Source organism: Dyella sp. BiH032, assembly GCF_031954525.1.
Lineage (GTDB): Bacteria > Pseudomonadota > Gammaproteobacteria > Xanthomonadales > Rhodanobacteraceae > Dyella_D.
In genome coordinates, this window is record NZ_CP134867.1 from 4,011,399 (window position 1) to 4,036,787 (window position 25,389).

Annotated in this window: 23 protein-coding genes and 2 tRNA genes; 7 read left to right on the forward strand and 18 right to left on the reverse strand. The window is 64.5% G+C overall.

The window, feature by feature from the left end; genetic code table 11:
* Positions 1 to 7: 7 nt before the first annotated feature.
* The 5 genes from pheS to thrS form a co-directional block, all read right to left on the reverse strand.
* Entirely contained in the window at positions 8 to 1,003 is a 996-nt protein-coding gene (gene pheS / locus RKE25_RS17705) for a phenylalanine--tRNA ligase subunit alpha (RefSeq protein ID WP_311839413.1), read from the reverse strand.
* Positions 1,004 to 1,202: 199 nt separating this feature from the next.
* Positions 1,203 to 1,562 (reverse strand): 50S ribosomal protein L20, encoded by a 360-nt coding sequence (gene rplT / locus RKE25_RS17710; RefSeq protein WP_090450735.1) that lies wholly within the window; start codon positions 1,560 to 1,562, stop codon positions 1,203 to 1,205.
* A gap of 16 nt (positions 1,563 to 1,578) precedes the next feature.
* Complete coding sequence (gene rpmI / locus RKE25_RS17715; protein ID WP_026635107.1) at positions 1,579 to 1,776, reverse strand: 50S ribosomal protein L35; 198 nt, start codon at positions 1,774 to 1,776, stop codon at positions 1,579 to 1,581.
* A gap of 236 nt (positions 1,777 to 2,012) precedes the next feature.
* Positions 2,013 to 2,537: a translation initiation factor IF-3 gene (infC, locus tag RKE25_RS17720; RefSeq protein WP_311842421.1), complete on the reverse strand. Its 525-nt coding sequence runs from the start codon at positions 2,535 to 2,537 to the stop codon at positions 2,013 to 2,015.
* A gap of 42 nt (positions 2,538 to 2,579) precedes the next feature.
* The gene (thrS, locus tag RKE25_RS17725) at positions 2,580 to 4,481 is read right to left on the reverse strand and encodes a threonine--tRNA ligase (RefSeq protein WP_311839414.1); all 1,902 of its coding nucleotides are present in this window, start codon (positions 4,479 to 4,481) and stop codon (positions 2,580 to 2,582) included.
* Between the two features lie 330 nt (positions 4,482 to 4,811).
* Here thrS and RKE25_RS17730 point away from each other — a divergent pair, with 330 nt between their 5' ends.
* Positions 4,812 to 5,822, forward strand: a complete 1,011-nt coding sequence (locus RKE25_RS17730; RefSeq protein ID WP_311839415.1) for an NAD-dependent epimerase — start codon at positions 4,812 to 4,814, stop codon at positions 5,820 to 5,822.
* A gap of 45 nt (positions 5,823 to 5,867) precedes the next feature.
* Here RKE25_RS17730 and RKE25_RS17735 read toward each other — a convergent pair whose 3' ends face one another.
* From RKE25_RS17735 to uvrB, 3 genes are all read right to left on the reverse strand, one after another.
* The gene (locus RKE25_RS17735) at positions 5,868 to 6,317 is read right to left on the reverse strand and encodes a CopD family protein (protein ID WP_311839416.1); all 450 of its coding nucleotides are present in this window, start codon (positions 6,315 to 6,317) and stop codon (positions 5,868 to 5,870) included.
* Between the two features lie 64 nt (positions 6,318 to 6,381).
* Positions 6,382 to 6,456 (reverse strand) — tRNA-Val (locus RKE25_RS17740).
* A gap of 75 nt (positions 6,457 to 6,531) precedes the next feature.
* On the reverse strand, positions 6,532 to 8,556 hold the full coding sequence (gene uvrB, locus RKE25_RS17745; protein ID WP_311839417.1) for an excinuclease ABC subunit UvrB: 2,025 nt from the start codon (positions 8,554 to 8,556) through the stop codon (positions 6,532 to 6,534).
* Between the two features lie 151 nt (positions 8,557 to 8,707).
* Here uvrB and RKE25_RS17750 point away from each other — a divergent pair, with 151 nt between their 5' ends.
* Complete coding sequence (locus RKE25_RS17750) at positions 8,708 to 9,265, forward strand: GspH/FimT family pseudopilin (protein ID WP_311839418.1); 558 nt, start codon at positions 8,708 to 8,710, stop codon at positions 9,263 to 9,265.
* Between the two features lie 69 nt (positions 9,266 to 9,334).
* On the opposite strand, the gene RKE25_RS17755 is transcribed toward RKE25_RS17750, so the two are convergent.
* The 7 genes from RKE25_RS17755 to grxD form a co-directional block, all read right to left on the reverse strand.
* Positions 9,335 to 9,411: transfer RNA gene (locus RKE25_RS17755), tRNA-Asn, on the reverse strand.
* A 73-nt stretch (positions 9,412 to 9,484) separates the two neighbouring features.
* Positions 9,485 to 10,885, reverse strand: a complete 1,401-nt coding sequence (gene ppnN, locus RKE25_RS17760) for a nucleotide 5'-monophosphate nucleosidase PpnN (protein ID WP_311839419.1) — start codon at positions 10,883 to 10,885, stop codon at positions 9,485 to 9,487.
* 172 nt (positions 10,886 to 11,057) lie between these two features.
* Positions 11,058 to 14,405 carry a carboxypeptidase regulatory-like domain-containing protein gene (locus RKE25_RS17765; RefSeq protein WP_311839420.1) on the reverse strand — a complete coding sequence of 1,116 codons (3,348 nt, stop codon included), beginning with the start codon at positions 14,403 to 14,405 and terminating at the stop codon, positions 11,058 to 11,060.
* A 417-nt stretch (positions 14,406 to 14,822) separates the two neighbouring features.
* Positions 14,823 to 16,535, reverse strand: coding sequence for a lysophospholipid acyltransferase family protein (locus RKE25_RS17770; protein WP_311839421.1), 1,713 nt, complete (start codon positions 16,533 to 16,535; stop codon positions 14,823 to 14,825).
* 92 nt (positions 16,536 to 16,627) lie between these two features.
* Entirely contained in the window at positions 16,628 to 17,227 is a 600-nt protein-coding gene (locus tag RKE25_RS17775) for a YhgN family NAAT transporter (RefSeq protein WP_311839422.1), read from the reverse strand.
* A gap of 54 nt (positions 17,228 to 17,281) precedes the next feature.
* Positions 17,282 to 18,049: an SDR family NAD(P)-dependent oxidoreductase gene (locus tag RKE25_RS17780; protein WP_311839423.1), complete on the reverse strand. Its 768-nt coding sequence runs from the start codon at positions 18,047 to 18,049 to the stop codon at positions 17,282 to 17,284.
* Positions 18,046 to 18,372, reverse strand: a complete 327-nt coding sequence (gene grxD, locus RKE25_RS17785; protein WP_311839424.1) for a Grx4 family monothiol glutaredoxin — start codon at positions 18,370 to 18,372, stop codon at positions 18,046 to 18,048. Before grxD ends, RKE25_RS17780 begins: the two co-directional genes overlap by 4 nt.
* 119 nt (positions 18,373 to 18,491) lie before the next feature.
* Here grxD and RKE25_RS17790 point away from each other — a divergent pair, with 119 nt between their 5' ends.
* Positions 18,492 to 19,073: a Fe-Mn family superoxide dismutase gene (locus RKE25_RS17790; RefSeq protein WP_311839425.1), complete on the forward strand. Its 582-nt coding sequence runs from the start codon at positions 18,492 to 18,494 to the stop codon at positions 19,071 to 19,073.
* Between the two features lie 67 nt (positions 19,074 to 19,140).
* On the opposite strand, the gene RKE25_RS17795 is transcribed toward RKE25_RS17790, so the two are convergent.
* Both RKE25_RS17795 and purE read right to left on the reverse strand, forming a co-directional pair.
* Positions 19,141 to 20,295 (reverse strand): 5-(carboxyamino)imidazole ribonucleotide synthase, encoded by a 1,155-nt coding sequence (locus RKE25_RS17795; RefSeq protein WP_311839426.1) that lies wholly within the window; start codon positions 20,293 to 20,295, stop codon positions 19,141 to 19,143.
* Positions 20,292 to 20,795 (reverse strand): 5-(carboxyamino)imidazole ribonucleotide mutase, encoded by a 504-nt coding sequence (gene purE / locus RKE25_RS17800; RefSeq protein ID WP_311839427.1) that lies wholly within the window; start codon positions 20,793 to 20,795, stop codon positions 20,292 to 20,294. The genes RKE25_RS17795 and purE overlap by 4 nt, the downstream gene beginning before the upstream one ends.
* A 69-nt stretch (positions 20,796 to 20,864) precedes the next feature.
* Here purE and RKE25_RS17805 point away from each other — a divergent pair, with 69 nt between their 5' ends.
* The 4 genes from RKE25_RS17805 to RKE25_RS17820 all read left to right on the forward strand — a co-directional run bounded on the left by RKE25_RS17805 (position 20,865) and on the right by RKE25_RS17820 (position 24,904).
* On the forward strand, positions 20,865 to 21,137 hold the full coding sequence (locus RKE25_RS17805; RefSeq protein ID WP_311839428.1) for a Trm112 family protein: 273 nt from the start codon (positions 20,865 to 20,867) through the stop codon (positions 21,135 to 21,137).
* A 151-nt stretch (positions 21,138 to 21,288) separates the two neighbouring features.
* Positions 21,289 to 23,541, forward strand: coding sequence for a DUF1631 domain-containing protein (locus tag RKE25_RS17810; RefSeq protein WP_311839429.1), 2,253 nt, complete (start codon positions 21,289 to 21,291; stop codon positions 23,539 to 23,541).
* Positions 23,538 to 24,395, forward strand: coding sequence for a carboxylating nicotinate-nucleotide diphosphorylase (gene nadC, locus RKE25_RS17815; RefSeq protein ID WP_311839430.1), 858 nt, complete (start codon positions 23,538 to 23,540; stop codon positions 24,393 to 24,395). The genes RKE25_RS17810 and nadC overlap by 4 nt, the downstream gene beginning before the upstream one ends.
* Positions 24,396 to 24,493: 98 nt before the next feature.
* Complete coding sequence (locus RKE25_RS17820) at positions 24,494 to 24,904, forward strand: DUF3301 domain-containing protein (RefSeq protein ID WP_311839431.1); 411 nt, start codon at positions 24,494 to 24,496, stop codon at positions 24,902 to 24,904.
* A 46-nt stretch (positions 24,905 to 24,950) separates the two neighbouring features.
* On the opposite strand, the gene RKE25_RS17825 is transcribed toward RKE25_RS17820, so the two are convergent.
* The gene (locus tag RKE25_RS17825; protein WP_311839432.1) at positions 24,951 to 25,376 is read right to left on the reverse strand and encodes a ClpXP protease specificity-enhancing factor; all 426 of its coding nucleotides are present in this window, start codon (positions 25,374 to 25,376) and stop codon (positions 24,951 to 24,953) included.
* Between the last annotated feature and the right edge of the window lie 13 nt (positions 25,377 to 25,389).

Sequence of the window (25,389 nt, forward strand, 5' to 3'; positions counted from 1 at the left end):
ACGCCCCTCAGGCGAACTGCTTGAGGAACCGCAGATCGTTCTCGAAGAACGCGCGCAGATCGGACACCCCATAGCGCAGCATGGCGAAACGCTCCACGCCCAGGCCGAAGGCGAAACCGGTATAGCGCTCCGGATCGATGCCGCAGTTCTTCAACACGTTCGGATGCACCATGCCGCAGCCCAGCACTTCGAGCCAGCGCGTGGATCCGTCCTCCGCGTCCCAACGAATGTCCACTTCGGCCGAAGGCTCGGTGAAGGGGAAATAGCTGGGGCGGAAGCGCATCTCGAAATCGCGCTCGAAGAACGCGCGAATGAACTCCGCCAGCGTGCCTTTCAGGTCGGCGAAGCTCGAGGTCTCGTCGACCAGCAGGCCTTCGATCTGATGGAACATCGGCGAATGCGTCTGATCGGAATCGCTGCGGTAGACCTTGCCCGGCGCGATGATCCGGATCGGCGGTTGGCGCCCCTGCATCGAGCGAATCTGCACCGGCGAGGTATGCGTGCGCAGCAGGCGCCCGTCGCCGAAATAGAAGGTGTCGTGCATGGCGCGCGCCGGATGGTGCGGCGGGAAGTTCAGCGCCTCGAAGTTATGCCAGTCGTCCTCGATTTCCGGACCGTCGGCGCGCTGGTAACCCAGGCGGCCGAAGATGGCGGCGATGCGCTCCAGCGCACGCGTTATCGGGTGGATGCCGCCACGCTCGCCGTCACGGCCTGGCAGGGTGATGTCGAGTTTCTCGGAGGCGAGGCGCCGGTCCAGCTCGGCCTGCTCGAGGGTCTGCTTGCGGGCGGCCAGCGCTTCGGCGAGGCGCTCCTTGATGCGGTTGACTTCCGCACCGCGCGCCTTCTTTTCCTCCGGCGGAAGCGCGCCGAGCGTCTTCAGCGCCGCGGTAACGATGCCGCTCTTGCCCAGCAGGCCGACGCGCAGCGCTTCGAGCGCTTCGAGCGTACCGGCTCCTTCGATTTCGGCCTGGGCCTGCGCAGCCCGGGTCTCCAGATCGTCCATCGATGCGATTCCTTCGGGTTCAGGGAATCGGGAATGGGGAACCGTAGACGGGAATGCAGCCGGCCGAAGCCTCTGCGATCCTCCATCCATCGTTCCTATTCCCCGGGCCGGAAGGCCCAAAACAAAACGGGGAGGAGGCGTTAAGGCCTCCTCCCCGCTTGATTCACATCATATCGTCAGTGCGCGAGGCGCCGGACGATCAAGCGGCCAGACTGGCCTTCGCCTTTTCCGCGATGGCGCCAAAAGCCTTGATGTCGTGCACGGCGATGTCGGCCAGCACCTTGCGGTCCACCGTGATGCCGGCCTTGGTCAGGCCATTGATCAGGCGGCTGTAGGACAGGCCGAACTGACGGGCGGCGGCATTGATACGCACGATCCACAGGGCGCGGAACTGGCGCTTCTTCTGCTTGCGGCCGATGTAGGCGTACTGACCGGCCTTGATGACGGCCTGGTTAGCTACGCGGAAAACCTTGCGACGGGCGTTGTAGTAGCCCTTCGCGCGGCCGATGATCTTCTTGTGACGACGACGGGCGGTAACGCCACGCTTTACACGAGCCATGGTTCAGTCCTCCGCCTTAGACGTACGGCAACATGCGAGCGACGCCCTTGGTGTCGCAGGCCTTGACGTGGTTGGTAGCGCGCAGATTGCGCTTACGCTTGGTCGACTTCTTGGTCAGGATGTGCGACTTGAAGGCGTGACCGGCCTTGAACTTGCCGGAAGCGGTCTTGCGAAAACGCTTCGCCGCCGCCCGGTTGGTCTTGATCTTGGGCATGGAAATGCTCCGTATCTCGGTTTCTGACTGATCTGGCGGCGGCCTGGGCCGCGCTTTCCGTCCTGCCATGATCGGTTCACGACCCTTCCTGGCGGGTCGAACCGGCGATTGTACGGGGATTGAGGCGCCTTTGCCAGTGGTGTGGCGCGGTAGGCGGCGGCAGGGCGCCCTGGGCAAGCCCCTCCCTTGAAGCGAAACGGCGGCCTCGAGGGCCGCCGCTTGCCAGCCATACCGGCTTACTTCTTCTTGGGGCCGATCATCATGACCATCTGACGGCCTTCCAGGCGGGGAAAGGACTCCACCACGCCGTTCTCGCCGACGTCTTCCTGGATCTTCTTGGCCAAGTTCTGGCCCAGATCCTGGTGAGACATTTCGCGGCCGCGGAAGCGAATGGTCACTTTGACCTTGTCCCCTTCCTCGAGGAAGCGAAGCATGTTGCGCAGTTTGATCTGGTAGTCGCCCACGTCCGTGACCGGGCGGAACTTGACTTCCTTGATCTCGACCTGCTTCTGCTTCTTCTTGGCCGCCTGGGCCTTCTTCTGAGCTTCGAACTTGAACTTGCCGTAATCCATGATGCGGCAGACCGGCGGGTCGCCGTTGGGCTGAATCTCGACCAGGTCGAGCCCCTGCTCCTCTGCCATGCGCAAGGCTTCGTCGCGGGTAAGAATGCCCAGCTGCTCGGAATCCGCTCCGATTACGCGCACGCGCGGAACGCGGATCTCATGGTTGCGGCGATTGCCCTTGTTGTCGGTGGTGGCGATACCACTATCCTCCAGAAGAATTAAAGAGACGGCCGGGCGGCATCAACGCCGCGCCTCGGCCTCCAGGCGCTCGATGAAGGCGGCCAGCGGCATGCTGCCCAGGTCTTCACCGGAACGCGTACGAACGGAAACGGCCCCTGCTTCCTTCTCACGGTCACCGACCACGAGGAGGTACGGGACCTTCTGCAACGTATGTTCGCGGATTTTATAGCCGACCTTTTCGTTGCGCAAATCGGCCTTCACCCGGAAACCTTTATCGACAAGGGCTTGCGTGACTTCACGGACATAACCGGCCTGGGCGTCCGTGATACTGAACACCTGGGCCTGGACCGGCGCCAGCCAGGCCGGCAGGTTGCCGGCATGGTGCTCGATCAGGATGCCGATGAAGCGCTCCATCGAGCCAACGATGGCCCGGTGCAGCATCACCGGGTGACGGCGCTGGCTGTGCTCGTCCACATACTCGGCGCCCAGGCGCTCGGGCATCATGAAATCGACCTGCATGGTACCGACCTGCCAGCCGCGGCCGATCGAATCCCGCATGTGGTACTCGATCTTGGGGCCGTAGAAGGCACCCTCGCCAGGAAGCTCCTCCCACTGTACTCCAGCCGACCGCAGGGCGGCGCGAAGGGCGTCCTCGGCCCGGTCCCAGACGGCGTCGCTGCCGATGCGCTTGTCCGGGCGCAGGGCGATCTTGAGCGCGATGTCCTCGAAGCCAAAGTCCGAATACACCTTCATCGCCTGCTGATGGAAGGCCGTAACCTCTGATTCAATCTGCTCTTCCGTGCAGAAGATGTGACCGTCGTCCTGCGTGAAGGCGCGCACGCGCATGATGCCGTGCAAGGCGCCCGAGGGCTCGTTGCGATGGCAGCCCCCGAACTCGCCGTAGCGGACCGGCAGGTCGCGGTAGCTATGCAGGCTGGTATTGAAGATCTGTACGTGCCCTGGGCAGTTCATCGGCTTGAGCGCATAGGTGCGCTTCTCCGACTCGGTGAAGAACATGTTTTCCTGGTAGTTGTCCCAGTGCCCGGACTTCTTCCACAGGCTGACATCCATGATCTGCGGGCCGCGCACTTCCTGGTAGCCGCTCTTGCGGTACACGCCGCGCACGTACTGCTCCACCGCCTGCCAGATGGCCCAGCCGTTCGGATGCCAGAACACCATGCCAGGCGCTTCTTCCTGCTGGTGGAACAGATCCAGCGCCTTGCCGATCTTGCGGTGATCGCGCTTCTCGGCCTCTTCCAGCTGGTGAAGGTAGGCCTTGAGGTCCTTGTCGTTGAGCCACGCCGTGCCGTAAACGCGCGTCAGCATCGCGTTGTTGGAATCGCCGCGCCAATAGGCGCCCGCCACCTTCATCAGCTTGAACGCGCGCAGCTTGCCCGTGTTGGGCACGTGCGGGCCGCGGCACAGGTCGGTGAATTCGCCTTGCGTGTAGAGCGACAACTCCTCGTTCGAAGGAATGCTCTCGATGATCTCTGCCTTGTACTCTTCGCCGAGGCCGCGGAAGAACGAGATCGCCTCGTCGCGCGTCTTCACGCTGCGCGTCACGGGCAGGGCCTCCTGGACGATCTTGTGCATCTCTTCTTCGATCTTCGCGAGATCCTCCGGCGTGAAGGGGCGTTCGTAGGCGAAGTCGTAATAGAAGCCGTTGTCGATCACCGGCCCGATGGTCACCTGCGCACCGGGATACAGGCGCTGCACGGCCTGTGCCAGCAGGTGGGCCGTCGAGTGCCGCAGGATGTCCAGCGCCTCAGGGCTCTTCTCGGTGACGATTTCGAGGCCGGCATCGTGGTCGATCGTGAAGCTGGCATCGACCAGTTTGCCGTCCACTTTGCCGGCCAGGGTGGCCTTGGCCAGGCCGGCGCCGATGGAGGCAGCCACGTCCTGCACCGTGACGGGATGGTCGAACGGGCGCTTGCTGCCGTCGGGTAGGGTGATCTCAATCATAGGAATACCTGTTGCAGCACCGGGCATCTGCCCGGCTTCAAGAAAGGTGGCCGTGGATGGCGGGTCCCGCGGAGGCCATCCGGATGGCGGACAAAAAGAAAGAGCGCCAGGCGCCCTTTTGCGGAGTAAGCAAGGCGTGGCGGGATCAGCGTTGGCGCTTGGTAGTTGTCATGTCGCACACTAGGCCGGCACTTACGCGCGAGCCACCTGTTCTCCGGCTTCCGAGGGTCGGGAACGCTAATTTAGCGCCGGCCCGCTGTCAATTCGGCGCCGCCCACGCCGTGCGCAACCGATAGAATTCCGACTCGCTTTCCAACGACGTCCAACTCCATGCGCATTCTGGTCACCGGAACCGCCGGCTTCGTGGGCTCCGCCCTGGCGGAGCGCCTTCTCGCCCGAGGCGACGAGGTATACGGCCTCGACAACCATAACGACTACTACGATCCATCCCTCAAGGAAGCCAGGCTCGCCCGCTTTGCTTCCCACCCGCGTTACACCCATCTTCGGGCCGACCTGGCCGACGACGCCGCGGTCAAGCGGGCCTTCGAGACGTTCCAGCCCCAACGCGTGGTCAATCTGGCCGCCCAGGCGGGCGTGCGTTACTCACTGAAGAACCCGGAGGCCTACGTCCAGAGCAACCTGGTCGGCTTCACCCACATCCTGGAGGCCTGCCGCCACCATCGCGTGGAGCATCTGGTCTACGCCTCGTCCAGCTCGGTCTACGGCGCCAACCGCAAATTGCCGTTCGCCGTGGAGGACCCCGTCGACCACCCGGTGAGCCTTTATGCCGCCAGCAAAAAGGCCAACGAGCTGATGGCGCATACCTATAGCCACCTGTTCGGCTTGCCCACCACTGGCCTCCGCTTCTTCACCGTCTACGGCCCGTGGGGACGGCCGGACATGTCGCCGATGCTGTTCGCCGACCGCATCAGCCGCGGCGAGCCGATCGACGTGTTCAATTTCGGCCATCACAGCCGCGACTTCACGTATATCGACGACATCGTGGAAGGGGTGATCCGCACGCTGGACCACATCGCGCAACCCGACCCCGCCTATGACGCGCAGCATCCGACGCCAGGCACGTCACAGGCGCCTTACCGCGTCTACAACATCGGCAACGACCAGCCCGTGCAGCTGCTGCGCTTCATCGAACTGATGGAGCAGAACCTGGGCCGCACGGCGGAAAAACGTCTGCTACCCATGCAGCCGGGAGACGTGCCTGACACCTGGGCCGACGTATCCGCCTTGCGGAAAGACGTGGGTTACGCGCCCAACACCTCCATCGAGGAGGGCGTCAAACGCTTCGTGGCCTGGTATCGCGAGTACCACGGAGTCGCATGATCTCTTGCCGGACGCCGTTCTTTTCGAGCAGCGTCCGAGCAGAGCTCAGAACGGTTTGGCGATCACCAAGAAGATAATGCCAAGCAGGACGAAGACCGGCAGCTCGTTCATGATGCGGAGCGTGCGCGCACTCGGCAGCGAGCCGCCTTTCGCACTGCGCTTCACCAACCGCCCGCTCCAGATGTAATAGGCGAGCAACAGCACGACCAGCCCCAGCTTGGCATGCAACCAGCCGGCCTCGCCGAAATTCGGCAACCGTCCGGGGAATACCCGCCATCCCTGCCACAGGGTCAGGCCGAACAGGAACGCCAGGCCGAACATGCTGTGTCCGAAGCGGTACAGCCGGATTCCCATCAGCTCCAGGCGTGCTCGCGTCGCCGGCTCGCTGCCTGCCTCGGCGATGTTCACTAGTACCCGGGGCAGGTAGAAGACTGACGCCACCCAGGCCATCACGAACAGCAGGTGCAGACTCTTGATCCACAAATAGGCCATCACGATGCTCCGGGCTCAAACGCAAAAACGGCGCGACCTTCCGATCGCGCCGTTTTTTAACGGTAAATGGTGGGCGGTACAAGGATCGAACTTGTGACCCCTTCCATGTCAAGGAAGTGCTCTACCGCTGAGCTAACCGCCCGAATCGCGCCATCGAGCGGCGCGAGCCGCGTAGCATACACGAGCCCCTATCCAGCCACAACCACCCGAGGCCGGGTCATCTCAGCGCTTGTTCCCGCAGCTGATGGATCTGGTCTCGCAGCCGCGCCGCATCCTCGAACTCCAGGTTTTCGGCGTGCTTGTACATTTGGGCCTCCAGCCGCTTGATCATCGCGCTCGCCTGGTCGGCGCTGAGCGCCTGGTAATCCGCGCCCTGCTCGGCCACCGCCCGGCCCCTGGCCTTGCCGGCCTTCGCCCCCCGGCCACGCGGCACCTCGCTGCGGGCGCCTTCCATGATGTCAGCGATGCGTCGCACCACGCTTTTCGGCGTGATCCCGTGCTCCTCGTTATAGGCCACCTGCTTTTCGCGGCGGCGGGCGGTCTCGTCCATGGCCGCCTGCATCGAGCGGGTAATGTTGTCCCCATAAAGAATCGCCTTGCCCCGCACGTTGCGCGCCGCGCGGCCGATGGTCTGGATCAGCGAGCCGCTCGAACGCAGGAAACCTTCCTTGTCCGCATCGAGAATCGCGACCAGCGACACCTCCGGCATGTCCAGCCCTTCGCGCAACAGATTGATGCCCACCAGCACATCGAACTCGCCCAGGCGCAGGTCGCGGATGATCTCCACGCGCTCCACCGTTTCGATATCCGAATGCAGATAGCGTACTTTCACGTTGTGCTCGCCGAGGTACTCCGTAAGGTTCTCCGCCATGCGCTTGGTGAGCGTGGTGACTAGCACGCGGTCGCCCATCGCCACGCGCTCGCGGATCTCGCCGAGCAGATCGTCCACCTGGGTGCGTACCGGCCGAACCTCGACTTCCGGATCGATCAGGCCGGTGGGACGGACCACCAGCTCCACCACCGAATCGCCGGACTTCTCCATCTCGTACTTGCCGGGCGTCGCCGAGACGAAAATGGTGCGCGGCGCCCGCCGCTCCCATTCCTCGAAGCGCAATGGACGGTTGTCCATCGCCGATGGCAGGCGGAAACCGAACTCCACCAGCGTTTCCTTGCGCGAGCGATCGCCCTTGTACATGGCCCCGAGCTGCGGGATGGTCACGTGCGACTCATCGACCACGAGCAGCGCATCCGGCGGCAGGTAGTCAAACAGCGTCGGCGGAGGTTCGCCAGGACCACGGCGGGTGAGGTGCCGGGAGTAGTTCTCGATACCCTGGCAATAGCCCACCTCGGCCATCATCTCCAGATCGAAACGCGTGCGCTGGTCCAAGCGCTGCGCCTCCACCAGCTTGTTTTCCTTGTACAGGTATTCGAGGCGATCCTTCAGCTCGACCTTGATGGTCTCGATCGCGTTCAGCACGCTCTCGCGGGTACTGGCGTAATGCGTGCGCGGATACACCGTATAACGCGGCACCTTGCGGATGGTCTCGCCGGTGAGCGGATCGAACAGCGAAAGGTTCTCCACCTCCCCGTCGAACAGCTCGATACGCAGCGCCTCGGTTTCCGATTCAGCAGGAAACACGTCAATGATCTCGCCGCGCACCCGATACGTGCCGCGCCGCAGTTCCAGCTCATTGCGGGTGTACTGCAATTCGGTGAGCTGGCGGATCAATGCCCGCTGCTCGATCCGCTCGCCTCGCGCCAGGATCAGTCGCAGCGACAGGTAATCTTCGGGATCGCCCAGGCCGTAGATCGCCGACACAGTCGCTACGATGAGCGAATCCTTGCGCGAAAGCAGAGCCTTGGTCGCCGCAAGGCGCATCTGCTCGATGTGTTCGTTGATGGACGCGTCTTTCTCGATGAACGTGTCCGATGCGACGACATACGCCTCGGGCTGGTAGTAGTCGTAATAGCTGACGAAGTACTCCACCGCGTTATGCGGGAAGAACTCCTTGAACTCGCCATACAGCTGCGCCGCCAGGGTCTTGTTGTGCGCCATGACGATGGTGGGGCGCTGGATCTTCTCGATCACGTTGGCGATGGTGAAGGTCTTGCCCGAGCCCGTCACGCCAAGCAGGGTCTGGGAGGCCAGGCCAGCGTCGAAACCCTTCACCAGGCGCTCGATGGCCTGGGGCTGGTCGCCGGCGGGTTTGTAGGGGGATACGAGCTCGAAACGGTCGGTCATGACAGTCACATGCGGTCGCTTCGGACCATTTTAAATTGCCCCTGCTGACAAGCTCTGTCAGCAGGATAGGACACGGAATGTCGACGCAAGCCGGCAGACCGGGCCAGGCCTCCTGCCTAGCATGGGATGCAGCCCTCATAGAGTTACGCGCATGCCCCCACCCCTTCCCTTGCTGACCGCCCAGCGAGGCCTGACCCTGATCGAGCAATTGCTGGTCGTCGCCATCGCGGCGACCCTCGCCTGCGTCGGCCTGCCATCGTTCTGGCGCCTGGTGGCCACCAGCGAGGTCCGCGTGGCGCAGTCCGCGCTGATCAACGTACTCAACCATGCCCGCGCTCTTGCCGTGCAGACAGGCAGAGCCACCCTCGCCTGCCCCACGCGGGACGGCGAGCATTGCAGCGACGCGCCCGCATGGGAGAACGGCTGGCTGGTCGGCTTCCGCGGTGACCGGCAGGGGGACATCGAGGGTGCCCCGAAACTCCACCGGTATCCTCCGTCCGGAAGCTTGATCATTCGCAGCACCCAGGGGCGCCGCGCCATCCAGTTCCAACCCGATGGCTCCGCCGGAGGCAGCAACCTCACCCTTCTTATCTGCCACCGGGCCGGGAACGATCACTCGCTGAACGTGAAAGTGTCTAATGCCGGGCGTGTACGCGGCGGCAAAAATACAGAGACTGAGGCGCTCCAATGCGCGGATCGCCAAACCTGACGGAGCGAAACGCCGTGAAGGACGGACAAAAAACAAGGCCCTGCATCGCTGCAGGGCCTTGTTGGAAATTGGCGCCCGATGTTGGACTCGAACCAACGACCCCCTGATTAACAGTCAAGTGCTCTAACCGGCTGAGCTAATCGGGCGGGGTGAGTCGCGTAGTTTGAAGTCCGTCACCCGGGCTGTCAAGCCTGAACCCACGGGCTCGGAACCGGAAAATCAGCCCGTACGGACGCGATAGCACGGCACATAGGCGGCACCACCCGGCAGCTTCATCCGGTGCTGGACGACGAAGGCCTGCAGCAGCTCATCCAGCGCCCGCATGATGTCGTGCTCGCCATCGATGTCGAACGGACCATACTGTTCGATAGCACGCACGCCCTCTTCTTTCACGTTGCCGGCCACGATGCCCGAGAACGCACGGCGCAGGTCGGCGGCCAATTCGTGACGCGGACGATCGCGGTGAATCGCCAGGCTGCGCATGGCCTCATGGGTTGGGCGGAACGGTATCTGGAACGGGAACGGGATGCTCAGCGCCCAGTTGAAGAAGAACGCGTCCTTGTTGTCCAGGCGATGGTTGCGCACCTTGTCGATCCCCTTGGCCATGGCGTGCGCCACCGCCGTCGGATCGTCGACGATGATCTGATAATGCTGCGCCACGCTGTCGCCCAGGGCCAGGCGAAGGAAGCGATCGATCTGCTCGAAGTACGCCGCGGACTGCCGCGGGCCGGTGAACACCAGCGGGAACGGAATGCCCGCGTTGTCGGGATGCAGCAGAATGCCCAGCAAATAGAGGATTTCTTCCGCCGTGCCCACGCCGCCCGGAAACACGATGATGCCGTGGCCGATGCGCACGAAGCCTTCGAGACGCTTCTCAATGTCCGGCATGATCACCAGGTGATTCACGATCGGATTGGGCGACTCGGCGGCGATGATGCCCGGCTCAGTCACGCCGATGTAGCGATTGTTGCGGCGGCGCTGCTTGGCGTGAGCGATGGTTGCGCCCTTCATCGGACCCTTCATCGCGCCCGGACCGCAGCCCGTGCAGATGTCCATGCCACGCAGGCCCAGCTGATAGCCCACCTGCTTGGTGTACTCGTACTCGTCCCGCGAGATCGAATGGCCGCCCCAGCACACCACCAGATTGGGATCGATCTGCGGCTTGAGGATGCGCGCATTGCGCAGGATCTCGAACACGGCATGGGTGATGCCCACCGAGTCGTCGAGATCGAAACCGCCCTGCTCCAGCTGCGTCGACACGTAGACGATGTCCCGCACCACGGCCACCAGCAGCTCGTTGATGCCGCGGATGATCTGCCCGTCCACGAATGCCTGCGGTGGCGCGTTCTGCAGCTCGATCTTGATGCCGCGGTCCTGCTGCAGCACCTGAATGTCGAAATCGGGGAACTGCTCGAACATCGACCGCGGGTCGTCCGTGATGTTGCCCGAGGTCAGCACCGCCAGCGCGCAACGGCGCAGCAGCGCATGCATGCCCGACCCGCTGGCGTCGCGCAGGCGCGCCACCTCATTGCGGGACAGGATATCCAGGCCACCGGCGGGCGAAATGCGCGCGCTGACGGTGGCCTGCTTGCCGGCCTTGCCGGCCCGAACATCGTTCATCGAATCTCCTTCGGCCGCGAAGTCCGCGGCGACACTCCGCCCGAAAGCGGGCCGCCCCAAGCGAGAGGCGGCCGACTAGCTTCACCCCGGCGAACCGGGCCGGTCAACCTCTCCCATAAAAAAACCGGCGCCCCGAGGGGCGCCGGTTTCCATCTGGCAAGGCCAGCCTGGCTTAGAACGTGTAGCGCAGGCTGAGCATGGCGGACCAGCGCGAGGCCGGGTTGACCTTGGTCGCGCTGTTGTCGGTCGAGCTGTCGTACACCGTCTTCTGGCCCGGCTGGTAGTTGCCGTTCGCGTCCGTCGGCAGGCTGTAGATGTACTTGCCCGTCTTCGGATCGACGCCGGCATAGTTGGCCAGCGTACGGATGTAGGGGAAGCCGACGTAGTTCTGCTGGCCCCACTTGTCGTTGACCAGGTTCAGGACATTGTAGATGTCCAGGCGGATCTCACCCTTGTTGCCCTTGAAGATGCCGGGCACTTCCTGGCTGAAGCTCAGGTCGAGCTGGTTGACCCAAGCCGACTTGGCACCATTGCGGCGAGCCACCTTGCCCTGGTGATCACTCAGGTAGTCGTCGCTCTTGATGAACGCATAGAACTGCTGCTCCAGCTTGGCCGCCTGGGCCGGGGTCGGAGCGGTAATGATCACCTCGCCCGGACGCGGGATATAGATCAGGTCGCGCGAGTAGGAGTCGCCATTGGCGTCATTACCGAACACCCAGCTATACGGCACGCCCTTGTGACCGTCGTAGAACGCACTGACGGTCGTGGCGTAGTTACCGAAGAAGTTGTGCGACCACGAAACCGAGGCGTTCACGCGCAGCGGCACATTGGTGTTCGAGGTCGAAGCCACGTCTTCGTTCGGGTTGTACCAGGCGTTGTTGCTGTAGTTCGACGTCGCCTGGCTGGAGGTGCCCGGGTTCACTTCGGTGGCGTGCGAACCGGTGACGCTCAGGCTGGCCGCCCAGCTGTCGGAGAACGGCTTGCTCAGCGACAGGGTCAGCGACTCGGCCTTGCCCTTGCCGGTGTTGGTCAGGTAGGTCACGCCCTGAGCAAACCGGCCATCGGCGCGGATACGCGAATTATTGTTGTTGTTGCCGACGCTGGCAGCGCCGTTGGGATTGGTGCCGCAGTTAGTGGCGCCGGTGGCACCACCCAGGGATTGCGCGCCACCGATGCAACCGTAGTAGGTGAAGCGGCCATCCGGCAGCACGCCGGAAGGCGCACCGATGTTGAGGTTCTTGTAGAGGATGCCGTCACGCGTCTCCAGGCGCTGGTACTCCGCCGTGGCGATGACACCCCAGAACGGCAGCTCACGGTCGATGGCAAGCGAGGCCTTCCACACGCTCGGCAACTGGAAGTTCGGGTCGATGGTATCCACCGCCATCTGCGGGATGGTGCCGGCGCCCGAGGTGTTCTGCTTATGCGGATCCGCGCTGAAGGTCGGGCAGGTCACGAAAACGCTGCCGAACTTGCAGGTGCCATTGGCCTGACGATCGTACTGATAGGTAACAATGTTGATACCGTTGTTCTGGTACGGATTCGTCATCCACACGGTCGGCGGGCTGGACTGGAACAGGCCCACGCCGCCGCGCAGCTGGGTCTTCAGCTCGGTATCGAAGGTGTAGTTGAACGACAGGCGCGGCTGCACCAGCGTGCTGCCATTGATGGTGCCGGTGTTGCTGAAACCGAAGCGCTGCTCGAACTTGGCGTTGTACAGCGGCTTATCGTCGGTCAGGTACTTGTTGACGCGGAAGCCGTACTGCACGGACAGGTTGTTGTTGACCTGCCACGTATCCTGCAGGAAGAAGTTGCGCTCGCGCAGCTCCCACTTCGCGGCGATGCCGTTGATGTCGTAGCCCGGCGCCGGCTGGTACAGGCTGTAGCTGGAGTACAGGCCCTGCTCGAATCCGGGGATGCTGTTGAAGGTATAGGCGCCAAACTCGGTGCGGCCGAACAGGTTATAGATGCGGTTGCGGCCTAGCTCGAAGCCACCCTTCACGGTGTGGTCGCCCAGGTAAAGCGTTCCGGCCCAGAACGCACTGAGGTTCTTGACCTTCGCCGAGTTGTAGTGGCTGAACTGATCTTCGCCCAGGTTCACCGTCGGCGCGGTGGTGCTATTGGTGTTGCTCGAGCGCACGGTGATCTGCGGCTGCTGGTTGGCAACCGTGCGGTGCAGGTTGAAATCGCTGTAGGCGATCTTCGTCTCGGACGAGAAGATGTCCGACCAGTCATCGAAGAACTGCAGCGTGTAGTTCTTGTTGTCGGTCGCGACGTTGTACCAATAGCTGCTCAGGCCGATCGAGTTGGTGCTGTTGCCCTGCGGGTTCGGCTTGAATTCCTTGGTGCGCTGATAAGCGAAGCTGGCGCGGTGGCGATCGGAGATGTTCCAGTCGATCTTGGCCTGGTAACGCTTGTCTTCCAGGTCGCCTGCATTGGCGCCGAGGCTGCCCGGCACCAGCCCGAGGTTGTTGGCCGCATTGGTGATGCGAGCCAGATCGCTGGGCGAGATCTTGTTGCCGGTGGAGCCGCCGGTCAGGCTGCTGTCGAGGCCATTGGCCGCGCCGGAGCTCAGACCGGTGACCTTTTCCTTCTCATAGCTGGCGAAGAAGAACAGCTTGTCCTTGATGATCGGACCGCCGATGGTCGCACCCGCCTTCCAGTTGGTGTCGAACTCGGTGTAGTCGCGGTTGGTCTTCAGCCAGCCGGCCTTGCCCACCATGTCGTCGGTGTTCTTGTAGGTGTAATACACCGAACCATGAAAGTCGTTGGTACCGCTCTTGGTGACGGCGTTGATCTCGGCGCCCACCGAGTCCGACGTCACGTCGTAGTTGGCGGTGGAGATCGAGTATTCCTCGATGGTGTCCATCGCGATCGGCGAGCCGACGGTCGGCAGGCCGCTGCCGTTCAGGCCGAAGGGATCGCCCACGCCCAGGCCGTCGACCTTGATGCTGTTGAGGCGCGCGTTCTGGCCGTTGGCGGAGATTGCACCGGTGACGTGATCCACGTTCACGCGCGGATCGAGGCGGGCGATGTCGGCGATGTTGCCGCTCGGCGCCGGCGTCATCTTCAGCTGGCGCTGCGACACGTTGGTCGACAGGCCCTTGTTCTCGGAAGTGAAGAGCTGCGAACCGGCGGCGGCGGAAACCGTCACGCCCTCGAGGTTCTTGGCGGCAGCGGCGGCGCCGACGGTCAGGTTCACGGCCGTGTCCTGCGACAGCTGCAGGTAGACGTTGTCCTGCTCGGTGGTCTGGCCGTCCTTGTTCACCTTCACATCGAACGGACCACCCACGCGCAGACCGGAGGCGGCATAGCGGCCGTTCGCATCGGTCGTGGTGCTCTTGGTGGTACCGGACGGCTCATGCACGATCTGCACGGTGGCGCCGGCGACCGGCTGGCCGTTGGCGTCCAACACGCGGCCGCTGATGGAAGACGAAGTGTCCTGGGCGATCGCCGGCACCGACATGGCGAGCAACGACGCGATCGCAAACGGCAGGACTTTGGCACGAATTCGGCTGTTCACTGTGATTAACCCCTTGGGCGCGCAACGTAAAAATGAGCGATGCGGAAACCAAAAACGCCGGTGCCCGGCGCTAGCCAGGCAGCTCTCTCAAAGCAGATTGGTTTCCCCGGAATATTCTTGCTGTCCGAGCTTTCTTGCGGCGAGACCGCCCCGCCTGCCAACAAAGTGTTAAGCGGACTTTAACGGCATTCTATGACACTTATGTAACGGTTTCACGTACTTTTTATCTCGTGCCGGCCCCATACCACTGAATTGGAGCGACGCACAAGTGACGTGAAAACAGCCACTTGAGTGGAGAGGTAGCAGAAGCCACCGCACCACTCCGGCCTTCGCCGCCAGCCCGTCGTACAAGGCCCGCCAAACGAAAGCTTAAGACAGGCTAACAGCCCGCTTTGTGACAGGGGATAAGAAATTTCCCTAGGATTTTCCGAGGTAGCGCGCGCGCTTTGCCGGCTTGAGTGTGGCCAGGTCCAGCATCACCAACCCATCGACGCAGCCGGAGAAACCGGGATCCTCGCCGAAATCGAGGAACTGCACGCCCTCGGGCTCCACCAGGTCCACGTATTGGCGGTAGAGCACGGGCAGACTGACGCCCAGGGCGTCCAGGTGATGTTTCAGCTTGCCCAGGCCCGCGGCGGGGTCCAGGCCTTCCAGCGCGGCGCGGACCATATCGATCACTGCGGGCGAGATCACGAACGGCTGGCGAGCCGCGGCGAGGCCCGGTGCGCCGAAGTAATGCTGGTGCGCCGCCGCGATCCATTCGCGCGCCTCGCGCGGCAGGCTGACGGACATGCTCACGGGACCGAACAGGTAGCGCAGCTCCGGATGACGCTGCAGGTACAGGCCAATGCCCTGCCACAGCTGGTCCAATGCACGGGAGCGCCAGTACGCCGGCGCGATGAAGCTGCGGCCGAGCTCGAGGCCCTGCGCCAGACGCGATTCGAGCGCCGGCGAATAATTGAACAGGCTCGAGGTATAGAGGCCCTTCATGCCGCGCTCGGCGATGATCCGGCCACCGTGGCCGAACCGGTACGAACCGACGATACGCAACGCCTTCGGGTCCCACAGCACGAGGTGCTCGTAGTGCGGATCGTAGACGTCGAGGTCGCGCCGCAGCCCCGTACCCTCGCCTACCTTGCGGAACGTCAGCTCGCGCAGGCGACCGATCTCGCGCAATGCTGCGCTATCGGCCGCGCCCTGCAGCAGCAGTACCTGCTTGCCGTCGTTGAGGTCAGCCAGCTTCTCCGCGCGCGCGGCCAGGTCAGCCACCACGCGATCGGTGGATTCCGGATGCGCGATCGGTGCCTGGCCGCCGAAGATCAAACCGCGGTGGCGACCAATGCGATAAACATGCCGCCGCATGAGCTTCGCCGCGCGCTGGGCCGATCCGCCACTGCGCTGCTCCAGCTCGTCCGCACCAACCAGCGCACCGACGCTGAAGCCGATGCGGCGCTTGATCGGCGCCACGGCCTCGCGCGGCAGCATGGCCGTACTGAGCGGCTTGGCCAGCATGGAGAGGCCATAGAAGATGGCCGAATTGCGCGCCGCTACGTGGATCGGCAGCACCGGCGTCTTGCTGCGCAGTGCCAACCGCGCGAAGCCATCGGCCCAGCGGCCGTCCCGTACGCCGCCAGGTCCCATCCGCGAAACTTCGCCAGCCGGGAACACGATCAGCGCCTCGCCACGATCCAGCGCGCGATAGATTTCGCGCATGCGGGAGCCCGCGCCCTTGCCGAACACGTCCACGTGCAGGAGAAGGCGATTGAGCTGCGGAATCGATGCCAGCCAATCGTTGCCGAGAATCTTGACGTCGCTGCGCACCGAGCCGACCAGATGCAGCAGCGTCAGCGCATCCACCATGCCCAGGGGATGGTTGGCCACCACCAGCACGCCGCCCTCGACCGGGATGTTCTCGCGCTCGCGCGGATTGACGTAGTAGTTCGCACCCAGCACATCTAGGGAGCGCTCGACGAAATCGAAGCCCTCGGAATCGCGGAGCTGCTCCAGCACGCGATTGAAGCCGTCCTCGTCGGCGAGGCGCCCCAGCAGCCCGACGATCGAGCGCTTCAGGTGCGGATGCTGTGCCAACCATGGCAGACGTTCGATGACGGTCTGTTCGACACTTAGCATGATCGTCTCCTTAACGACTTCGCCCATGCTGGCCGCGGATTATGACAGCAAGGTGATCCTGCCAGGGCAAGCCCCATTCGGCCGATGGCGTTTCAAACGGCCAGATGCAAATACGCTGCCACGCCGCCCAGGAACATCTGCACGGACAACGCGATGAGCAGCATGCCCATCACCCGCTCAAGGGCGGTCAGCACGCTCTCGCCCAGCCAGCGGAACAAGTAGGTGGAACACAGCAGAATCACCGACGTCGCCAGCCACGCGCCCAGCAAGGCGATCGCCCAGTCGGCGGTGCGGCCGGGCTGGGTATTGGTGAGCAGCAGCAGCGCGGCCATCGCGGACGGGCCGGCCACCCCAGGAATGGCCATGGGCACGATGAAAGGCTCGCCCTCGCCTGACTTGCCGAAGATGCCACCGCCATCCGCGGGCGGGAACACCATGCGGATGCCGATCAAGAACAGCACGATGCCGCCGGCGATGCTGATGGATTCCTGGCGCAGCTGCAGAAGCCTGAGGATGTGCTGGCCGCCGACCAGGAATACCAGCAGCACACCAAGCGCGATCAACAGCTCGCGCACCATGACGTAGCGCCGGCGCTTGGGTGCCACATCCTTGAGCAGGCTGAGGAAGATCGGGATGTTGCCCAGCGGATCCATGATCAGGAACAGCAGGATCGCCGCCGACAAGGTGGTCATCTGCGTTTCCATTTATTTCCCCTCGCCGGATGCGGCTGACCTGACGCGCACCGCTCAGACCTCGCGTAGGTCGAGTGTGGTGCCGCGCGAAGCCGCGCCTTGCGGTCCCAGGAGATAGACGGCCGCCTGCGCCGCGGCATCCGGCAGGGGAAGCTTGCTGGTGTCCTCGCCGAAATAGGCCTGGCGACGCAATGCCGTGCGCATCGGCGCGGGCAGCAACGCATGCGCACGCAGCGGCGTGGTTTCGGTCTCTTGGTGCAGTATCTCCACGAAGCGCTCCAGCGCCGCTTTCGCGACGCCGTAGGCGCCCCAGTGCGCCTTGCGCACGAGCTCCGGGTTGTCCAGCACGAACACGACGGCACTGTCGGGCGCGGCGGTGAGCAGCGGCATGCAGGCCTGGGTGAGCGCGAAAGGCGCGGACACGTTCACGTGCAAGGCGCGCAGCCACTCGTCCGGCTTGTGCATGGCGATGGGCGTGAGGCCATCGAAGCTCGCGGCCGCGTGGACGATGCCATCCAGCCGGCCGAAGTCGCGTTCGAGGCCATCGGCCACCGCCTGATAGTCGTTCGGTGTGGCGGCTTCCAGATCGAGCGGGTGGATCACCGGCTCAGGCAGCTGCTCGGCCACCATCGCGTCGTAAAGCTGCTCCAGCTGACGCCGGCGCCGCCCGGTGATGACCACCGTGGCACCTGCACCGGCCAGCGCGCGGGCGACGGCGGCGCCCAATCCGCCATAAGCGCCGGTGACCAGTACCACGCGCCCGGCAAGGGAGCCGGGCTGCGGCGCCCAGTCTTGAGGAAGACGGCTGCTCGCCAAAGTCATGCCTGCGATGCCCCGCTCACGTCGACCACCATCCGTGCCAACTCGCCGGAGGCCTTGAGGTCCTCGACGATGTCGCAGCCGCCGATCAGTTCGCCCTGGATGAACAGCTGAGGGAAGGTCGGCCAGTTCGCGTAGTGCGGCAGCGCCGCGCGTACCTCGGGGTCGGCCAGCACGTTCACCGCATGGACGTCCGCCCCCGCCTCTTTCAGCGCCTGCGCGGCGCGGCTGGAGAAGCCGCACATCGGGAACTGTGGCGTGCCCTTCATAAAGAGCACGATGGGGTGCCCGGCCAGCACGGCCTTGATTCGCTCGTTAACGTCCATAGCTCGGCAATTCATCATTACAATGCGATGAGATCGGTAGTGTATCAGTCGCGCACCGGCTCGCCGTCCCGCGGCGCCCGCCACGACTTTCCTCAGCCAAACGCCCAGGAGCCTCAACCATGGCGATCGAACTCCCCCCCCTGCCCTACGAAAAGAACGCGCTGGAACCGAACATTTCGGCCGAAACGCTGGAATTCCACTACGGCAAGCACCACCAGGCCTACGTGACCAATCTCAATAACCTGATCAAGGGCACGGAGTTCGAGAACGCAGAGCTGGTGGACATCATCAAGAAGTCGTCCGGCGGGGTGTTCAACAATGCCGCCCAGGTGTGGAACCACACCTTCTATTGGAACTCGATGCGCAAGCCGAACAAGGAGAATGCCCCCAGCGGCAAGCTCGCCGATGCCATCAACAAGGCGTTCGGCTCGTTCGACAAGTTCAAGGAAGAATTCAGTAAATCGGCTGTGGGCAACTTCGGCTCCGGCTGGACCTGGCTGGTGCAGCGCCCCGACGGATCGCTGGGCATCGTCAACACGTCTAATGCCGCCACGCCGATCACGGGGAGCGACAAGCCGCTCTTTACGGTCGACGTGTGGGAGCACGCCTACTACATTGATTACCGCAACGCTCGCCCGAAGTACGTCGAGTCGTTCTGGGAACTGGTGAACTGGGAATTTGCGGCCAAGAATCTGGCCTGATCCCTTCACTGGGAAAGAAAAAGCGGAGCCGGCGACGGCTCCGCTTTTTTTGCGCAACCTGCCGGGCTCAGCCCAGCAATCGAACCGCCGGATCCGCCTGCTGATCGCGCGCAAGCGCCTGAGCGATGCCGCGCAGGCGTTCCGCCATCTGCGCAGCGTCCGGCGCGCAGACCGTGGCGTGCCCCACCTTGCGGCCGGGGCGCGGCTGCTTGCCGTAGTCGTGCCAATGCGCGTCGACCGTGCGGAGCACGGGGGCGGCGTCGGGCAGTTCGCCGATCCAGTTGAACATCGCCGAGAGGCCGCGCGCCGCGGTATCGCCCAGCGGCATGCCGAGCACGGCGCGCACATGATTCTCGAACTGGCTGGTGAACGCGCCCTCGATCGTCCAATGCCCCGAGTTGTGCACGCGCGGAGCCATCTCGTTGCCTAGCAGCTCTCCGTCCTTGACGAATAGCTCCAAGGCGAACACGCCCACGTACGACAACCGCTCCGCCAGCGTGCGGGCCAGCGCCGTCGCGCGCGCCTGCAGTTCGCCCACCTCCGGCGCCGGGGCCAGGCTCAAAGAGAGCACGCCGTCGGTGTGCCAGTTCTGGGTGAGCGGCCAGGTGCGGAAATCGCCGTCGCGGCCACGCACGGCGACCACCGACAGCTCACGGTCGAACGGCACGAAGGCCTCGAGGATCAAGCCGTGCGCCGCGGCCTGCGCGCCCAGGGCCGCCCAGGCGGCATCGGCGTCGACAAGACTGCGTATGCGGAACTGCCCCTTGCCGTCGTAGCCGAGGCGGCGCGTCTTCAGGATGGCCGGCGCGCCGATGGTGGCCAGGGCGCGGTCCAGATCGGAACGCGTATCGACGGCCATGAAGGCCGGCGTGTCGAGTCCGCATTCGCGGAACAGGGTCTTCTCGGCCAGCCGGTCCTGCGCCACCGCCAGGGCGCGCGGCGCCGGAAAGACAGCGGCGCGCTCGGCCAGCCAATGCGCGGTTTCGGCAGGCACGTTTTCGAAGTCGAAGGTGACTACGTCCACCTGCTGGGCGAAACCTTCGAGTGCGGCGTAGTCCGTCCAATCCGCCGCCAGCAGCGGCGCAACCTGCGCGGCACAGGCATCGGGCGCGCTATCCACGACCAGAGTCTTCACCCCGAGCGGTGCTGCCGCCAGCGCCAGCATGCGGGCCAGCTGGCCGCCACCGAGGATGCCCAGCACGGGTTGGCGTCGTGCGGTCACTGTCGCGGGTCCGGGTGGTCGAGCACGGACTGCGTCTGGCGTGCGCGGTAGGCATCGAGCGCCGCGGCCAGCGCAGGATCGTGCAGGGCAAGCACGGCGGCCGCCAGCAGGCCCGCATTGACCGCGCCGGCACGACCGATCGCCAGGGTGCCGACCGGGATGCCTGCCGGCATCTGCGCGATCGAGAGCAGGGAATCCATGCCGTTCAATGCCTTGGACTGCACCGGCACGCCGAGCACCGGAAGCCGCGTCTTGGCCGCCAGCATGCCCGGCAGATGCGCCGCGCCGCCGGCGCCGGCGACGATGACCTGAATACCCCTTGCCGAAGCTTCCTCGGCGTAACGGAACAGCAGGTCAGGGGTGCGGTGCGCGGAGACGACCCGCACCTCGTGGGGCACGCCCAGCTCGGTCAGCACGCCGGCCGCATGCTCCATGGTCTCCCAATCGGAACGGGAGCCCATCACTACGCCGACCAGCGGCGCCTTGGCTGTCGAAGTCATGGTTCGGCCATCCAAAAGGGGCTATTGTACGGACCTTTCCGCGTCATCACACGACCACACACGCTCCTCATGGACAAGCGCCTGCTCGACATCCTCTGCTGTCCGGTCAGCAAGACCCCGGTCCGTCCGCTCGCCAAGAACGAGCTGGAGGCCCTGAATGCCGCCATTGCCCAGGGGCAGGTCGACACGGTGGCCGATGCCCGGGTGGAAACCCCACTGCAGGACGGCTTGATCACGGTCGACCGCAAGGTGGTCTACCGCATCGACGACGGCATTCCCGTGATGCTCCCCGAAGAGGGCGTGGGCACCACCCAGCTGCGGGATTTTCCCTCCGCCGCCTGAGTTTTCGCCGGGCCGCTTGAGCCCGGCCGGGGATGCCCCCAGATGCCAACCCGAGCATGACATTGCGACGATTTTTCGCGTATCGTTGCCAGTTATGCGGTCGGCGTAGCCGCCACGGCGCGACGGCAGCACATCACACAGGGGTGTGGCGATGAAAGACGCCAGTGAGCCATCCAATATCGTCAGCCTTAGCCAGCGCCTGGACCCGTCCAGCGAGCGCGGGGGCGCGCTGTTGAACACCGTGCGTGACATCGCTTCACGGCGCCTGCAGCTGCTGGTCAACGGCATGTTCGAACATGTGGACGACGCACTGTTCGATCTGGCCGAGAAGGCCGAGAACAACGCTGCGCAGATGCACTATTTCGACGGCATGCGCGAAGTGCGCAAGCGTCGGCCGGCCGTCGAGCGCGCCTTCCTGAGCACGGTCTCCCGCGGCATCGCCGACTTCGTCTCCCAGCAGCGCACCCAGGCTGGCTCGGGACCCGTGCAACTGCCCATCGGCACGGTCGAACTCACCCTGGTGGCCGACAACGAGCTGGAAGAGTCGCTTGCGATCACCAGCATGATCGGCAAGAACGAGACGCGGCTCACCCGCGATCTGTTCGCGGTCAACCAACGCTTGTCGGTCATCTATGGCGGCGTCAAGGTCGAGGACTCGAACAATCCCATCGCGCCCGCATCGCTGACCCAGGCGTTCCGCCAGGCGATGCGCGAGCTGTCGGCGGAGATGCGCGTCAAGCTGATCATCTACAAGTTGTTCGATCGCTACGTGCTGGCCTCGCTCGACGAGCTTTACCAGGAAGTCAATGCCGAGCTGGTCCGCGCCGGGGTGCTGCCGCAGCTGCGCCACGAGGTACAGCGCAGTGGCGCGGCGCCCGCCGCTGCCGGCCAGGCGGCCGGAGCCACGCAGGGCGACGAGCTCCCGGCCGGAGACGACGCCGCCTCCAACGAACTGCTGCAAACCCTGCGCACGCTGTTCAGCGCCCGCCGCGGCGGCATGCCGGAAAACCTGCCGGTCGGCGGCCCGCTGCAGGTGCCGACGGTCAACGAACTCATCGGCGCCCTCAGCGTCCTGCAGAGCCAGGCCGCTTCGGTGGGCAGTCCCCTGCCCTTGCGCGGCGGTCCATCGACCGCGTCCGTGATGCAGGAAGTTGCCCACCTCAAGGAGCAGCTGCTGGCGCAGATCGGCTCGCTGCGCGGCGAGCGCCCGGGGCAGGTCGCGACGATGGACGAAGACACCATCGACCTCGTCGGCATGCTGTTCGAGTTCATTCTCGAAGACCGCAACCTGCCCACCGAAATGCAGGTGCTGCTCGCGCGACTGCAGATCCCGTACCTCAAGGCGGCCATTCTCGACCGCCGGCTGTTCGCCCATCGGCAACACCCGGCCCGCCGCCTGCTCGACAGCCTGGCGGACGCCGCCAAGGGCTGGTCGCCGGAGTCCGACCGCGACCACCGGCTGCACGACAAGGTGAAGTCCATCGTCGACTCCCTGCTGCAGGAGTTCGATGACGACCTGACCATCTTCGATCGGCTCAATGCGGAGCTGCAGGACTTCCAGGACCAGAGCCGCCGTCGCGCGGAGCTCGCGGAACAGCGCGTGGCCGAGTCCACCCGCGGCCGCGAGAAACTGGAACAGGCGCGTCGCCGCGCCGCGAAGGAGATCCTGACGCGCATCGGCGACCATGCGTTGCCGCCGCTGATCCACGGCATCCTGTCGCGCGCCTGGGCCAATTACATGGTGCTGACCATCCTGCGCCAGGGCGAGGAATCGTCCGAGTTCCGCGATTCGCTGCGCTTCGTCAACGACTTCATTGCCAGCACGCGCCCCGCGCGCTCGCTGGACGAGCGCCGCACGCTGCGCCAGATGCTTCCGGGCATCGAGCGCTCGCTGCGCCGCGGCTTGGCTAACGTGGCGTTCCAGGAAAGCGACATCGAGCGCCTGCTTGCCCAGCTGCATACCTACTATCGGCATCAGCTCGGGGAACAGGTGGCGGCCGCGGACGTGCAGGCCGTCGAGGAACCCACCGCCCTGCCCATCCCGGAAAGCATCCAGCCCATCGCCGAAAGCGAGGCCATGCTGGCATCGGATGAGCCGGAAGCCGCGCAGGAAACAGACATTCCCGAGCTGCATGTCGTGCAGGAGCTGAAGCCGGGCATCTGGCTGGAATTCACCACGGAAGGCGACACCATCGAGCGCGCCAAGCTCTCTTGGATCAGCCCCATGAGCGGCCGCTATCTGTTCGTGAACCGCCGTGGCCTCAAGGTCGCCGATTACTCGCCGCATGAACTCGCGCGGGAAATCGCGGGCGGTCGGGCCCGCATCCTCGAGTCGACCGCCTTGTTCGATCGCGCATTGGATGCCATCGTAGGCCGACTGAGCCAACCCGCCGCCTCCGCATGACCTCCAACCCGCCGATCACCCCGCCGCCGGCCGACCTGGTGCTGGCGGATGTCGAACGCGCTTTCGCCGAGGACATCGGCGCAGGCGATGCCACCGCCGACCTTCTGCCCGCCGGCGCCTCCGCGAAAGCCACGCTGACTTGCCGCGAGGAAGCCGTCATTGCCGGCACCGCGTGGTTCGACGCCTGCTTCCGGAAGCTCGATCCCAGCGTCCGCATTCATTGGCAGGCCAAAGACGGCGCACGCGTCGCGCCCGGGTCCGTCATCTGCCAGCTCGAGGGTCAAGCTCGCGCCTTGGTCAGCGCGGAGCGTTCGGCGCTCAATTTCCTGCAGTTGCTTTCCGGCACGGCCACCATGACCGCGGCCTATGTAGCGGCGGTCACCGGCACGACTGTTCGCGTGCTCGATACCCGCAAGACCGTGCCTGGGCTGCGCCTGGCGCAAAAGTATGCGGTGCGCTGCGGCGGTGGCCACAACCACCGTATCGGGCTTTACGACGCCATCCTGGTCAAGGAAAACCACATCATCGCGGCAGGCAGTATCGCCAACGCGGTCGATGCCGCACGCCGGCTCCATCCGAAACTGCTGCTGGAAGTGGAAGTGGAGAATCTGGACGAGCTGCAGCAAGCGCTCAATGCCGGCGTGGACCGCATCATGCTGGACAACTTCACCATTCCGCTCATGCGCGAAGCCGTGGCGATCACGGCGGGGCGCGTGTCGCTGGAGATTTCCGGCAATGTGGATCTCTCCACCATTCGCGCATATGCCGAGACCGGCGTGGACTTCATCTCCGTCGGCGCACTGACCAAGCACGTGCACGCTGTGGATCTCTCCCTGCGCCTCCAGTTCGCCTGACCGGGCGCCCGCGCGGCGCACCACTTCTCTTCGCAACCCGATGACTCCTTCGCCCGTACACCTTGCGGGCGGAGGATGGCGGCCACACACTGGCCTGCATGGACCGATTCACCGACCCGCTCCTGCTACTCGGCCTGCTGGCCGTCGTCGCTATATGGTTGAAGCTCAGCCGCTCACGCGAACTGGCCATCGCCGAGGCTCGCCGGCAATGCGAACGGCATGGCCTGCAGCTGCTGGATGAAACGGTCGGCCTGCGCAGTATCGGGCTGCGCCGACTGGACGGCGAGCGGGTTCTCGAGCGCAGCTATAGCTTCGAAGTCAGCATCGATGGCGACGACCGTGAGCCGGGTCGCCTATGGTTCGCCCACGGCCGGCTCACCGGCCTGAGCCTGCCGACCATCGAGACCCGCATACCCGACAACCCCGACGACGCCACGGATGCGGGCAACGTCGTTCCTCTGCGCCCTCGCCTGGGCGGCAGGAAATCGGGCGATACGCATCTGCACTGAGACTACGCACCTGCACTGAGACCCGACGGCATGCCCCGCCGGTTGCCTACTTCACCACGCGCAGGAACGGTGCACCCTTGCGCGGCTTCTCGCCCGCGTCGGCTCCATCGGCGGAAGGCGTGTCATCCGACGGCGGTTCCGGCGGAGAGGGGGGATCGCCGCCTTCGTCGGCCGGAAACATCATGCCCTGCCCATTCTCCTGGGCATAAAGCGCCAGCACGGCATTGACGGGGATCAGGATCGAATGGCTGACGCCCGAAAACCGCGCCTGGAAACTGATCCACTCGTTGCCGAGGTCCAGGTTCGCCACCGCGCGCATGGCCAGGTTCAGCACCACCTGCCCGTTCTTCACCACCTGCGGCGGCACGCGCACGCCTTCGCGCGCGGCGTCCACCAGGATGTAGGGCGTGAGGTTGTTGTCGGTGATCCAGTCGTAGATCGCCCGCAGCAAGTACGGGCGATTGGAGGTCATCGGTAAGTGTTGG